Here is a 13858-nt window from a genome sequence, read left to right as displayed (position 1 = left end):
CCGACGCCAACACAGCGCCTCCACCCTTTGCCGAAAGCGGTAGACGCGAATGGACTGCGGTTGGCCGGCCCGGACGTCGGTCCGGGCCAGTGGGCGTCACGTTTGGGAATGATCCTGATACGCGGCGTAGTTGTCATACGCCCGCTGAAGATGACGATGCATGGCGTTGCGCGCAGCTTCCGCCTCGCCCGAGACGACTGCCTGCAGGACCTCGGCGTGCTCACGAGCAACTCTTTCAAGATAGTAAGATACGGCTTCGGGGTCGAGTTCCACGGACAAGAGTTTCGTGCGAGGGATAGCACCCTCGTGTAGCTGATCATACAGCGACACGAAAAACGGATTGTGCGTGGCCTCGACGACCGCTCGGTGAAACACATAGTCCTCGTGACGCGCCTGGCTGTCGGTCTTGCAGGCGGCCAGGAACCGTTCATGGGCCAATTCCATCGCCGAGATATCGGCCGGCGTGTGCCGCTCGGCCGCCAGCGCGGCGGCCTGGGAGTCCAGCGTGATGCGCATCTCCAGAACGTGCAGGATATCCTCTACCGTGGTGGCATTGATGCGACGAGCGGGAAAATGATGATCCGGCGCGGAGCGCAGCACGCGCGTACCGATACCGCGACGCGTCTCGACGAGCCCCATCGACTTGAGGTGGGCAATCGCCTCGCGCACCGCCGTCCGGCTGACGCCGAACATGTCGCACAGTTGACTCTCGGTCGGCAACTTGTCCCCCACCGCGATCCGCTCCTGAGTGATCAGCGCCTCCAGTTGCCGGGCAATCTGGCGCGAAAGACTCTCCTGAGACGAGATACGCTTTATCTCCCAAGCCTTGGTCTGCTCCATCGTGCTGCCTACCTTATCGATTTTCTTGTCCGACACCCGAAGTTACTCGGGCGTCGCCAGCGCTGCCTGACGTTCGAGACCATCAGCATACCATTCGGCCTGGCGGCCACGGGCTCAAGTTTCGTCGTCGGGATGCGCCAGGACGACGAATTTTCCGCCCTGGTGGACCACCGCCGGATCGTGCGGGTCCTGAGGATGTTGCCGTGCCTCGGCCTCCACTTCCGCACGCCACGGCGACGAACTCTCCCGCGGCACCCAGCCGAGAAACTGCGCGTGGCGGTTGTCCCACCACCGCTCCTCGTTGTCCGAGACGCCGTAGATCACCGTGTGACCCAGGCGTGGCGCCTGGAAAGCGCGCTCGAGTAGCGCCACGAAGTCCTCGGTTCCCAGCCAGGTGGCCAGCATCCGGGTGTCCTTGGGCCGGGGAAAGCAGGAGCCGATACGAACACTCAGGGTCTCGATCGCGAACTTGTCGAAATAGAGGCTCGCCAGGTCCTCGCCGAAGCACTTGGAAACGCCGTAGAGCGAATCCGGCCGATGGGAAACCCGGGTGTCGATGCGCGTCGAGCGTTCGTAGTACCCGATGGTGTGATTCGAACTGGCGAACACGATTCGCGGCCCGCCCTGCCGGCGAGCCGCTTCATAGAGGTTGTAGACCCCGATGATATTGGCCTGGAGGATGCCTTCCCAGGGCTTCTCCACCGAGATGCCTCCCAGGTGGACGATGCCATCGCAACCGTCGACGAGCCGGGCGACGGCCTGGGCATCCGACAGTTCGCAGGCCACGAGCTCCTCGTGATCGGCCGCATCGCCCAGATCGGCGATGTCGGACAGGCGTACCTCTCGGGCCAGCCGGGAAAGATAGGGGCGGATCGCCTGGCCCACGCCGCCGGCGGCGCCGGTGACCAACAGTCGGTTCAACATCGGTGGACTCCTCGAGTCAGATCAGTCGCAGGATGGCCAGGCGCGAACCGGATCGGGCCTGGCACTGGAGATCGGGTCACTGTAGCCAGTTCGGCAGGGTCAACGAAACGGCGGGCACGTAGGTCACCAGCATCAGCACCGCGAACAGCGCCAGATAGAACGGCCAGATGGTCTTGACCGTCTGCTCGATCTTGATCCCGCCGATGGCGCTGCCGACGAACAGACAGCCGCCGACCGGCGGCGTGCAGAGCCCGATGCCCAGGTTCATCATCATCAGAATGCCGAACTGGATCGGATCCATGCCGAACTGCTGTGCCACCGGCAGGAAGATCGGCGTGCAGATCAAAATCAACGGCGCCATGTCCATGATCATGCCCAGTGCCAGCAACAGCAGGTTGAGCATCAACAGGACGACCACCGGATTGTCGGAGATGGACGTCAGCCCCTCGGCGAGCAGCTCCGGCACGTTGTAGAGCGCCAGCAGGTAGGAGAATGCCGAGGCACAGCCGACCAGGATCATGACCAGCGCCGTGGTCTTGACGGCCTGGTAGACCGCCGTCTTGAACGCCGACCAGCGCAGCTCGCGGTAGACCAGGCCGGTGATCACGATCGCGTAGATGGCGCCGAACGCCCCCGACTCGGTTACGGTGAGGATGCCGGAGAGCACGCCACCGACGATGATCACCGCCGTCAGCAGACCGGGCAGCGAGGCGAAGAAGCTGACCACCAGGGCCGCCCATCCCGGAAACGCTTCGCCACCGTAGCCCCGCTTGACCGCCACCACATAGGCCGCAACCGCCAGGGCGAGGCACATCAGGACCCCCGGTACGATGCCGGCGACGAAAAGCTGCGTCACCGAGACGCCCCCACCGGCGGCCACCGCGTAGAGAATCATGTTGTGGCTCGGCGGGATCACGACACCGGCGATGGAGGAAGTGACGGTCACGTTGACCGCGTAGTCGGTGTCGTAACCTTTCTCCTTCATCACCGGGATCAGGATCGAACCCAGCGCGGACGTATCGGCGACCGCCGATCCGGAGATTCCGCCGAACAGCATCGACGACGTGACATTGACCATGCCGAGCCCGCCGCGCATGCGCCCGACGGCCGCCGATGCGAACCGCACCAGTCGGCTCGAGATCCCGCCATGGAGCATCAGTTCACCGGCGAAGATGAAGAACGGTATCGCCAGCAGCGAAAAGACGGAGATGCCCGACACGATACGCTGGAAGCCCACGAACAGCGGCAGCCCTTCGTAGAGAAAGGTCACGATCGAGGCGAGTCCCACGGCGAAGGCGATCGGGGCGCCCACGATCAGGCCGAGCAGGAAAACACCGAAGAGTATTGCCAGTCCCATGGGTTCAGCTCCCCGCCCGCGGATTCGAAAACCACCGTTTGATGAGATTGGCGCCGGTGAAGATCACCAGCAGCACACCGCATACGACCAGCGGCGCGGCGCGCCAGCTCTCCGACAGCCCGATCATCGGAATCGGCCGCCCCGCGTTGCTCAAGACCATCAGCCCGCCCTGCCACGCCATGAAGGCGCCGAATAGGATCACGAAACCATCGGCAATGGCATGCATGATCGCGCGGGGCACGCGAGGCGCGCCCTCCCGCAGGAAATCGATGCTCAAGTGGGAATTGAAGCGCACCCCGGCCGCGGCACCGAGACAGGTGATGTAAACGACGATCAAGAGCGACGACTGCTCGATCCAGGTCGGCGTGTCGTTGAGCACGTAGCGCCCGAACACCAGCCAGCCGAACGAGAAGATGAGAAACACCAGCAGAATGCCGGCGACGATCAGACACAGACGTGCCAGACCATCCAGCACCCTGTCAGATGTCGAGCCAGGAGCGGGAGCCGAATCCGGAACCTTGTCCACGTTGGTTGTCCTGTCGATGTCGGGAACGGGTGACGAGCGCCGGCGACCCGGCCCCGTCACCTTGCTGTTTTCACTGGGTGTTGCGGATATCGTCGATCAGCGATTCCAGGTCGGGATGTTCCTTGACGAACGCCTGGTAGATAGGCTCCATCCGGGCCTGAAACGCACTTTTGTCCTTGACCTGATTGACCTTCACGCCCGCTTTCTCGACGATCTCGCGGCTCTTCTCGACCCGCTCCGCCCAAAGCTTCCGCTGCTCCTTGGCGGCGTTCTCCGCAGCGGTGCGCACGATCGACTTGTCCTCGTCGGACAGAGCATTCCAGCTCGTCTTGGCGACGCACAGACACTCCGGGATGATCAGATGATCGGTTTCGGAGAAGTATTTGGCGACTTCGTAGTGGTTACTGGATTCGAACGACGGAAAGTTGTTCTCGGCACCGTCGATAACCCCAGTCTTGAGAGACTGGAATACCTCGCCGTAGGACATCGGCGTCGCGTTGCCGCCCAGTGCATCGACCATCTGCACGTACAGGTCGTTGTTCATGACCCGGAGCTTCAGACCCTTGACGTCGTCCGGCTCCTCGATCGGGTGGTCGGTGTCGTAGAAGCTTCGGGCACCGGAGCCGAACCACGACAGCGCGATCAGGTTCTTTTCGGCCAGAGCGTCGGCGAAGCGCTGGCCGATGTCGCCATCCATGACCCGATACATCTGATCGACGCTGTTGAACAAAAACGGCAGCGACAGCACGTCGGTTTCCGGCACGATCGGGCCCATCGGGCCCATGTTGAAATTGCCGAAGTCCAGCGCCCCGCTCCGCGCCTGATCGAACGCGTCCGGCTGATCGCCCAGCACCGCGTTGTTGTAGACGCGAGGGTTGACCCGGCCTTCCGTCTTGTCGGAGACCTCGTCGGCAAAGGATTTCAACGCCAGCGAGTTGGGATAACCGTCGGGATGAACGTTCCAACCTCTCCAATCTTCCGCCGAGGCACTCGTGGCAATGCCCATCAGCGCACCGGCAGCCAAGAGTGCCGTCAGCGGCACGGTCATTTTCGAGAAAAGAGATTGCGGCATGATCTGCTCCTGTAGCGATGGATCGCCTGTTTGTTATCGTTTTACAGGCTGCCATACATCATACTTAATACAATATTAGACTTTGGCCTCGCAGACGAATGTCTGACAATTCTTTGCCATACAACAAAATTTTGTCTCTAAATTATTATTGGCGGCGACAACTTCATGATTTCTTTTCCTTAATTGAGAAAAGCAGACCGCTCCCCACGGAGACGTGGCTTTCGATCTCAAAACAGGGGGAAAGATGACACCTCCGGGATGCCTTCTTTCCGATCTTTCCGGGTCAAACGTCACCAAACCCATGCATCAACGCACCAACGCCGGGCGCTTGGGATCGAACGACCAGCCATCGATCAGATACTGCATCGCCATGGCGTCATTACGGCTGCGCACATCGAGCGACTTGTAAAGCGCATGGGCCTTTTCCACCTGGTCCATGTCGAGCTTGACCCCTAGCCCCGCCGTCTTCGGCACGCTCAACTTGCCATCCCGGATCTCGAAGGGTCGCTCGGTCAGGCGCTGCCCATCCTGCCAGATCCAGTGGGTATCGATGGCCGTGATATTGCCGGGGCAGGCTGCCGCCACGTGGGTCATCATCGCCAGCGAGACATCGAAGTGGTTGTTGGAGTGGGAGCCCCAGGTCATGCCCCACTCGTCGCACAGCTCGCCGACCATGACCGCGCCCTGCATGGTCCAGAAGTGGCAGTCCGCCAGCGGAATATCGACCGCATTGAGCGCCACCGCGTACTGGAGCTGCTTGAAATCGGTGGCGATCATGTTGGTTGCGGTGGGTAGCCCGGTGCGTTTCTTGAACTCGGCCATGGTCTCCCGACCCGACCAGCTCTCCTCCTGACCACAGGGGTCTTCCGCGTAGCTCAGGATCTCCTTGATCGGCTCGAGAATCCTGACCGCCTCGTCGAGCTTCCAGGCGCCGTTGGGATCCAGCGTCAAGCGCGCCTCGGGGAAGACGTCGTGCAGCGCTCGAATGCAGTCGGCCTCCTCCTCGCCGCGCAATACACCGCCCTTGAGCTTGAAGTCCCTGAAGCCGTAACGCTCATAAGCCGCCTTGGCCAGATTGGCCACCGCGTCCGGCGTCAGCGCCTCCTGGCGGCGCACCTCGTCCCAGTCATCGACCGGATTGTCGGCCCTGGGATACGGCAGATCGGTCTTATCCGGATCGCCAAGCAGGAACAGGTAGCCCAGCGCTTCGACTTCGTCGCGCTGACGCCCGAACCGGCCCAGCAGGTCGGCGACCGGCTGACCGAGGGCCTGGCCGTACAGATCGAACAGCGCCGATTCGATGGCGGTCAGCACATGGACGGCAACGCGCAGGTCGAAGGTCTGGCGCCCCCGCTCCTCGCGGCCGTTACTGGCCAGCAGCCGTCGCGAGCGATTGAGCGTCTGCTTGACCTCGTTGACCCGCGATCCTTCGACCAGCGAGCGGCACTGTTCCAGCCCCTTGAGGATGTCCTCGCTGGAGGGAATCTCGCCGACGCCCTGATTGCCGGCGTCGTCCTCGAGGATCAACAGACAACGAATGAACCACGGCGCGTGACCGCCGCTCAGGTTGAGCAGGAAGCTGTCGTAGCCGGCCACCGGCATCACCGTCATCCTGGTCACTTTGGGGAAACTCATATCGCACTCCTCGTACAACAAACTGTCGGAAATTACCCAACTGATTCCGTAAAAAGTTGCCGAGCGATGGTCAGACAAGGCAAAAGTCGACTCGAAAGACGGAGTTTACGTGGGTGTAAATGAGTACTTTCGCGTCGATTTTTAACGCCGTATGACCGAGCGCAGGCACTTTTTCAGCCGCGCTTGCCGAATTCGGCGCTGTCCACGGTCCATTTGCGCGCCTGCTCGGTTAGCGTGATGCCAAGCCCAGGACGGTCCGGCACCACCATGCGGCCGTCGCGGGTCTCCAGGCTTTCGTTGAACAGCGGCTCGAGCCAGTCGAAGTGCTCCACCCACGGCTCGGCCGGATAGGCGGCAGCCAGGTGAAGATGGATCTCCATCGCGAAGTGCGGCGCCAGCTGCAGGCCGGCGGCATCCGCCAGCGTCGCCAGCTTGAGGAACTGGGTGATCCCGCCGATGCGTGGCGCGTCCGGCTGAATGATGTCGGCGCTGCGATGCTTGATCAGCTCCATGTGCTCGCCCACGCTCGCCAGCATCTCGCCGGTGGCGATCGGCGTATCCAGCGCGGCGGCCAGCGCGGCATGCCCTTCCACGTCGTAGGCGTCCAGCGGCTCCTCGATCCACACCAGATTGTAGGGCTCCATGGCACGGCCGAAGCGCAGTGCCGTGGCACGATCCCACTGCTGGTTGGCATCGATCATCAGCGGCACGTCGTCGCCCAGGTGCTTGCGCACCGCCTCCACCCGCTGCAGATCGATGCGCGAGTCGGGCTGGCCGACCTTGATCTTGACGCCCTTGATGCCGTTCTCGAGCGAGCGCGTGGCGTTCTCCTTGACCGCTTCGATCGGCGTATGCAGGAAGCCGCCCGAAGTGTTGTAGCACTGCACGGAGTCGCGGTGGGCGCCCAGCAGCTTGGCCAGCGGCAGCCCGGCACGCCTGGCCTTGAGGTCCCACAGCCCGACATCGATGGCGGCGATCGCCTGCGTCGAGAGTCCGCTACGCCCGACCGACGCACCGGCCCAGACCAGTTTCTGCCACAGCTTGCCGATGTCGTTGGGGTCCTCGCCCAGGATGGCCGGGGCGATCTCCTTGGCGTGGGCAAACTGTCCAGCCCCACCCGCGCGCTTGGAGTAGCTGAAGCCGATCCCCTGATGGCCGTCGCGGGTTTCGATCTCGGCGAACAGAAAAGAGACCTCGGTCATGGGCTTCTGACGGCCGGTCAGTACCTTGGCATCACTGATGGGTGTCGCCAGTGGCAACAGCACATGCGAAAAACGGACCCAGCGGATCGCATCGCTAGACATTCGGCTTCCTCGTTGTCGTGGCTGAGAGGCTCTGCTCCCGGAGGCTCGACGCCATGGATGATTGCGCTATCACCCAAGCACTCAAGCTGTGGACGAGGAAATGTTAGCGCAATCAATTTGTATGACAAAGCGTCACGATGATGGTTTCGACCAAAGGATGAAAGGAGACCGCCTGGCGGATTCGGGAGCGATCAGGTGGTGTCGCGATCGACGATCTCAAAGCCGACGTCCAGAGTGCGGGCCGCGCGCTCGAACGTCGGCTGGGCCATTCGCTGGAGCAGATGCTCGGCCGCGCGCAGGCCGATGGCGGCGCCGTCGATGCGCACGGTGCTCAGCGCCGGGAAGCTGGCAGCTGCATAGCTGCTGTCGCCAAACCCCATGATCGCCAGTTGCCCGGGTACCGACAAGTCTCGGCTCTGCGCCTCCGCCAGCACTCCCAGGGCGAGGATATCCGAGCTGCAGACGATCGCATCGAGCGAATGGCTGTCGAGCAGCTCGGCGCTCTTGTCCCGCCCCCAGGGCATGCTCGAGGGCGTGCCGACCTCGCGTAGCTGGTATTCGCCCTCGCCCGCATCCTCGAGCCCGGCAACGAATCCGGCAACTCGGAATCTGGCTCGGGAATCGTCCGCGCTGATGAGGCCGAACCGGCGGTAGCCACGTGCCAGCAGATGCTCGGCCACGGCGCGCCCCACCGCTTCATGGGAAAACCCGACCAGCATGTCCAGCGGATCGTCGCTCATGTCCCAGATCTCCACCAGCGGCACGCTGGCCGACTGGAGCCGCTGGCGCGTCAGCGTCGAGTGACGACAACCGGTCAGCACGATTCCGTCGGGGCGACGGCTCAGCACGGTCTCGAGAATCGTCTCCTCCTGCTCCGGTGTATAGCCGGTCAGGCCCAGCAGCACCTGATACCCCTGCGGGGCCAGCACGCCCATCACCGTCTGCACCACCTCGGCGAACAGCGAGTGCGCCACCGTCGGCACCAGCAGCGCCACCAGCCGGCTTCGACTCGACGCCAGTGCGCCCGCGACCCGATTGGGCACATAACCGGTTTCCAGCACCGCTCGCTGAACCCGCAGGCGCGTGGTCTCGCTGACCAGTTCGGGCCGATTGAGGGCCCGCGACACCGTCATCGGCGCGACACCAGCGACACGAGCCACGTCGGTCAGCCGTGCGCTACCGGTAGAGCGCGAGGAGCGCGGTCTGGTGCTGCTATCGTCCATGGCTGTCATGACTCGTTCGGCGGCCTATCGACTCGGTGGGTAGCGCAAGCATTTCTCGACCGCGGACACTGGCGGGAGCCCCCGGCCGTCATCCGCTCCTCAAGCATATGGTGGCCCGACGAAGGCCTTCAAGCTGGCGCAGCCCGCCGCCCATACCTCGGCCTCGAGCAGCGCGGCCCCGGCGGTGGGGAAAGCGATGCCGGCGCCAGGAGAACCATCGACCAGCCGCCCGGCCAACGCGCCGACCAGCGGCATATGGCTGACGATGATCAAGGGCCGCGCCGTATCGAACAGGGTCAGCCGTCCGATCAGCGCGCCGACATCGTCGTCCGGCGTTATCGTGTCGATGGTCTCCAGTTCGCAATGCGTCGCATCGACCACGGCCTGCGCCGTCTGCTGCGCGCGACGGTACGGGCTGGCCCAGACCACCGCCCCCTGCAGCTCCGGGCGCGCGGCCAACCACCGACCGGCAGCGTGCGCCTCGCGCTCCCCGCGCTGGGTCAACCGGCGCTCGGAGTCGGGGTTCCCGGGCCCCGCCTCGCCATGCCTGACCACCGCCAGCCAACCCATCACTCGTTGTCCGGCGCGAGGTCGTGAGCACGGGAGACCGCCTCTCGCGACAGCATGAACTCGACGTCGCTGCTCTGCTCGCTCTCCATCAGCGCCTTGGCCATGTCCTTGGCCGGGATGCCACCGAACATGACCTGATAGAGCCCCTGGGCCAGCGGCATGTAGATCTCCTCCTGGCGGGCTTTCTCGCAGACCAGCTTGACCGTGTTGACGCCCTCCGCCACCTGACCGAGCACCTCGATGGCGGAGTCGAGATCGTGCCCCTGCCCCAGGGCGTAGCCGACGCGGTAGTTGCGCGAGAGCTCGGACGAACAGGTCACGATCAGGTCGCCGACGCCGGAGAGCCCCAGGAAGGTCATCGGATTGGCCCCCAGCGCGACCGCGAAGCGGCTCATCTCCGCCAGCGCGCGGGTCATCAACATGCTGCGGGTGTTCTCGCCCATGCCCAGCGCCGCCGCCATGCCCGCGGCGATGGCGTAGATGTTCTTGAGCGAGCCACCGAGCTCCGCGCCATAGCGATCGTTGCCCGCGTAGACGCGGAAGTAACTGCACCCCAGCGCCGCCTGGACGTAGGCCCGCGTGACCGGATCGTCGCTGGCGATCACCGTTGCCGTGAGATGCTTCTGGGCGATCTCGGCGGCCAGGTTGGGGCCGGACAGCGCCCCGATATGCGAGGAGCCGGTCTCCTCCTCGATCACCTGGCTCATCAGCTTGAAGCCATCGGCCTCGATCCCCTTGGTAGTACTGACCAGAATCTGCTCCGGGCGCAGGTGCGGACGCGCCTGTCGCAGCACACTGCGAAACGCCTTGGAGGGGATCGCGATGAACACCACGGCGGCCTTGGCGACGGTCTCAGCCAGATCGGTGGAGGCTACCACCGCCGGATTGATCGGATAGTCGGGCAGGTAGCGGCCATTGCGATGTTCGCGGTTGATCTGCTCGACCAGGGCTTCGTCGCGCAGCCATTGGCGAACCTCGGCGCCATTGTCGGCGGCGATACTGGCGATGGCAGTACCGAAGCTGCCACCGCCGAGTACCGCGACCTGCATGCGCTGTTCTGCCCCGTGCTTGTCTGACATGGTCGTTCCATTGACGATGAGCGATACCCACAGTGTAACGAAAAAACGCCCCGAAAACGGGGCGTTGATCATGGCAGGCAGCGGGTTCAGCAGTCCATGGCAGTGGCTAGTCGATCATCCCCACCAGCGAGTCGATGCTGGCCCGGGCATCGCCGTATAGCATCCGCGTGTTGTCCTTGAAGAACAGCGGATTCTCGATACCGGAGTAGCCGGTTCCCTGGCCGCGCTTGCAGACGAACACCTGCTTCGATTCCCACACTTTCAATACCGGCATGCCGGCGATGGGGCTCGCGGGGTCCTCCTGCGCCGCCGGATTGACGATGTCGTTGGAGCCGATGACGATCACCACGTCGGTGGTGGCGAAATCATCGTTGATCTCGTCCATTTCCAGCACGATATCGTAGGGAACCCGCGCTTCCGCCAGCAGCACGTTCATGTGCCCCGGCAGGCGACCGGCGACGGGATGGATACCGAAACGCACCTCCTTGCCCGCCGCGCGCAGCTTGCGCACCAGATCGCTGACCGCGTTCTGGGCCTGGGCCACGGCCATGCCGTAACCGGGGACGATGATCACGCTGTCGGCATCATTGAGCGCGCTCGCCACGCCAGCGGCGTCGATCGCGACCTGTTCGCCCTCAATCTCGGCGGCCGGCCCCTGCGTCCCGCCGAAGCCGCCCAGAATCACGCTGACGAAGTTGCGGTTCATCGCCTTGCACATGATGTAGGAGAGAATCGCCCCGGAAGACCCCACCAGCGCGCCGGTGACGATCAACAGATCGTTCGAGAGCGTGAAGCCGATCGCCGCGGCGGCCCAGCCCGAGTAGCTGTTGAGCATCGACACCACCACCGGCATGTCGGCGCCACCGATACCCATGATCAGGTGCCAGCCGATGAAGAACGCCAGCGCCGCCAGCAGCAACAGCGTCCAGAAACCGGCGCCGTTGAAATAGGCGATGGCCAGCAGCAGGCACAGCGCCACCGCGCCGGCGTTCAGCAGATGTCCGCCGGGCAGCTTGTGCGGCTTGCCGCCGATCCTGCCGGCCAGCTTGCCGAACGCCACCACCGAGCCGGTGAACGTCACCGCGCCGATGAACACGCCCAGCACCACCTCGCCCTGCAGAAAGGCCAGCTCCGCCGGCGTCTTGTGGGCCAATGTCGAGGCGAACGCCGACAGACCGTCGAAGGAGACACCGGCCGCCTTGATCGCCATGACCCGGGCCCGTTCCAGCTCCGCGTTCCAGCCGATGAACACCGCCGCCAGCCCGACGAAGCTGTGAAGCGCCGCCACCAGTTGCGGCATTTCGGTCATCTCGACCTTGCGTGACAGCCACGCGCCGGCCAGGCCGCCGATCAGCATCATCGGGATCATCCAGCCATAGCCGCCGATCAGCGGTCCCACCGCGGTGAACAACACCGCGATCGCCATGCCGACGATGCCATACCACACCGCGCGCTTGGCCTTCTCCTGATTGCTCAACCCACCCAGCGAGAGGATGAACAGGATACTCGCCGCGATCGCCGCGGCGGAAACAAACTCGTGTTGCAACATTGCCTTTCTCTCCGCGGATCAGGATTTCTGGAACATGGCGAGCATACGACGGGTCACCAGGAAGCCACCGACGATGTTGATCGACGCGATCAGCACCGAGATGGCCGCCAGCAGCGTCACCAGCCCACTGCCCGAGCCGATCTGCATGATCGCGCCCAGGATGACGATGCCGGAGATGGCATTGGTCACCGCCATCAGCGGCGTATGCAGAGAGTGACTGACGTTCCAGATCACCTGGAACCCGACGAAGCAGGCCAGGACGAAAACGATGAAGTGCTGCATGAACGATGCGGGCGCGACCATGCCCAGCAGCCACATCAGCACGCCACCGGCGGCCAGGATGCCGACCTGGCGCTTGCTCTGGGCCAGGAAGGCGGCGTGTTCCGCCGCCTTTTTCTCCTCGGGCGTCGGCTCCTTGACCTTCTCCTTGGGCTTGGCAGCCGCGATCGCCTTGACCTTGGGCGGCGGTGGCGGGAAGGTGACTTCACCGGCATGGGTCACCGTCGCGCCGCGGATGACGTCGTCGTCCATGTCATGAACGATCACGCCATCCTTCCCTGGCGTCAGGTCGGTCAGCATGTGGCGGATGTTGGTGGCATAGAGCAGCGATGCCTGGGTCGCCATGCGTGAGGGGAAATCGGTGTAGCCGACCACGATCACGCCGTTGTCGGTGACGATGCGCTCATCCATCACGGTCAGATCGCAGTTGCCGCCCTTCTCGGCGGCCAGGTCGACGATCACCGAGCCGGGCTTCATCGCCGCGACCATGTCTTCCAGCCACAGCTTGGGCGCTGGTCGGCCGGGGATCAGCGCGGTGGTGATGACGATATCCACCTCCGGCGCCTGCTCGCGGAACAGCGCCAGCTGCTTCTCGCGGAACTCGGGGCTGGAGGGCGCGGCGTAGCCGCCGGTTCCCGAGCCATCCTGGCTGTCTTCGAAGTCGAGAAACAGGAACTCGGCACCCATCGACTCGATCTGCTCCGCGACCTCCGGGCGTACGTCGAAAGCGCGAACCACGGCCCCCAGGCTGGTGGCGGTACCGATCGCGGCAAGCCCGGCGACGCCAGCACCGACGATCAGCACCTTGGCCGGCGGCACCTTGCCGGCCGCCGTCACCTGCCCGGTGAAGAAGCGCCCGAACTGGTTGCCGGCTTCGATCACGGCGCGGTAACCGGCGATATTGGCGGTACTGGAAAGCGCATCCATCTTCTGGGCCCGCGAGATACGCGGCACCATGTCCATGGCCACCACCGTCGCCCCCTTGGCACGACAGCGTTCGAGATTGTCCTCGTTCTGGGCCGGCCAGAAGAACGTGATCAGCGTCTGTCCTTCCCGCAACCGCTCGACCTCCTCGGCCGCCGGCTCGCGTACCTTGATCACGACTTCGGCATCGCGCCACAGCGCATCCGCGCCCTCGACGACGCTGACGCCGACGTCACGGTACGCGTCGTCGCTGAATCCGGCGAGCACGCCGGCACCGCTTTCGATCAGGCTCTCATGCCCGAGTTTCTGGATCTGCTGCGCGCTCTCCGGCGTCAGCGCAACACGCGCTTCCCCCCTGGCGAGCTCCTTGGGCGCCCCAATCTTCATCGGATGTTCTCCCCATGGTCAGCCATGCAGCGACACTCCTCGTGATATATCGATAGTCATATAGCGATCACGCACCACTCCCGGCCATACGCGGAAGTACATGGCCAATAAAGTGCCCGTCATCGCTTATCGCAAGCGTTGCGGTAGATGGGTACAGTTTTCCGGAGAACCATCAGGCGAATCAAGTGA

At 63.9% G+C, this 13858-nt stretch carries 12 protein-coding genes; all 12 read right to left on the bottom strand.

Features of this window, described 5'->3' with window-relative positions; genetic code table 11:
* Window positions 1-96: 96 nt before the first annotated feature.
* The 12 genes from F0A16_RS15520 to F0A16_RS15465 all read right to left on the bottom strand — a co-directional run bounded on the left by F0A16_RS15520 (window position 97) and on the right by F0A16_RS15465 (window position 13669).
* On the bottom strand, window positions 97-876 hold the full coding sequence (locus F0A16_RS15520; RefSeq protein WP_239023855.1) for a FadR/GntR family transcriptional regulator: 780 nt from the start codon (window positions 874-876) through the stop codon (window positions 97-99).
* A 78-nt stretch (window positions 877-954) separates the two neighbouring features.
* Window positions 955-1764 (bottom strand): NAD-dependent epimerase/dehydratase family protein, encoded by an 810-nt coding sequence (locus F0A16_RS15515; RefSeq protein WP_149436315.1) that lies wholly within the window; start codon window positions 1762-1764, stop codon window positions 955-957.
* A 76-nt stretch (window positions 1765-1840) separates the two neighbouring features.
* Complete coding sequence (locus tag F0A16_RS15510) at window positions 1841-3121, bottom strand: TRAP transporter large permease (protein WP_149436314.1); 1281 nt, start codon at window positions 3119-3121, stop codon at window positions 1841-1843.
* A gap of 4 nt (window positions 3122-3125) precedes the next feature.
* A complete protein-coding gene (locus F0A16_RS15505) occupies window positions 3126-3647 on the bottom strand; it encodes a TRAP transporter small permease (protein ID WP_149436313.1) in 522 nt (173 codons plus the stop codon).
* A 70-nt stretch (window positions 3648-3717) separates the two neighbouring features.
* Complete coding sequence (locus F0A16_RS15500; RefSeq protein ID WP_149436312.1) at window positions 3718-4719, bottom strand: TRAP transporter substrate-binding protein; 1002 nt, start codon at window positions 4717-4719, stop codon at window positions 3718-3720.
* A 306-nt stretch (window positions 4720-5025) separates the two neighbouring features.
* Complete coding sequence (locus tag F0A16_RS15495) at window positions 5026-6354, bottom strand: enolase C-terminal domain-like protein (protein ID WP_149436311.1); 1329 nt, start codon at window positions 6352-6354, stop codon at window positions 5026-5028.
* 173 nt (window positions 6355-6527) lie between these two features.
* Window positions 6528-7658, bottom strand: coding sequence for an L-talarate/galactarate dehydratase (locus tag F0A16_RS15490; protein WP_149436310.1), 1131 nt, complete (start codon window positions 7656-7658; stop codon window positions 6528-6530).
* Window positions 7659-7849: 191 nt separating this feature from the next.
* The gene (locus tag F0A16_RS15485; RefSeq protein ID WP_149436309.1) at window positions 7850-8881 is read right to left on the bottom strand and encodes a LacI family DNA-binding transcriptional regulator; all 1032 of its coding nucleotides are present in this window, start codon (window positions 8879-8881) and stop codon (window positions 7850-7852) included.
* Between the two features lie 99 nt (window positions 8882-8980).
* Window positions 8981-9451: a phosphohistidine phosphatase SixA gene (gene sixA, locus F0A16_RS15480; protein WP_149436308.1), complete on the bottom strand. Its 471-nt coding sequence runs from the start codon at window positions 9449-9451 to the stop codon at window positions 8981-8983.
* Window positions 9451-10530: an NAD(P)H-dependent glycerol-3-phosphate dehydrogenase gene (locus F0A16_RS15475; RefSeq protein WP_149436307.1), complete on the bottom strand. Its 1080-nt coding sequence runs from the start codon at window positions 10528-10530 to the stop codon at window positions 9451-9453. Before F0A16_RS15475 ends, sixA begins: the two co-directional genes overlap by 1 nt.
* Before the next feature lie 106 nt (window positions 10531-10636).
* A complete protein-coding gene (locus tag F0A16_RS15470) occupies window positions 10637-12079 on the bottom strand; it encodes an NAD(P)(+) transhydrogenase (Re/Si-specific) subunit beta (RefSeq protein WP_149436306.1) in 1443 nt (480 codons plus the stop codon).
* Between the two features lie 18 nt (window positions 12080-12097).
* On the bottom strand, window positions 12098-13669 hold the full coding sequence (locus F0A16_RS15465) for a Re/Si-specific NAD(P)(+) transhydrogenase subunit alpha (protein ID WP_149436305.1): 1572 nt from the start codon (window positions 13667-13669) through the stop codon (window positions 12098-12100).
* Window positions 13670-13858 lie beyond the last annotated feature (189 nt).

It is taken from the genome of Salinicola corii (assembly GCF_008298015.1).
Classification (GTDB): domain Bacteria; phylum Pseudomonadota; class Gammaproteobacteria; order Pseudomonadales; family Halomonadaceae; genus Salinicola; species Salinicola corii.
The sequence above is the reverse complement of the archived record's forward strand: the minus strand, read 5'-3'. Positions and strand labels throughout refer to the sequence as shown.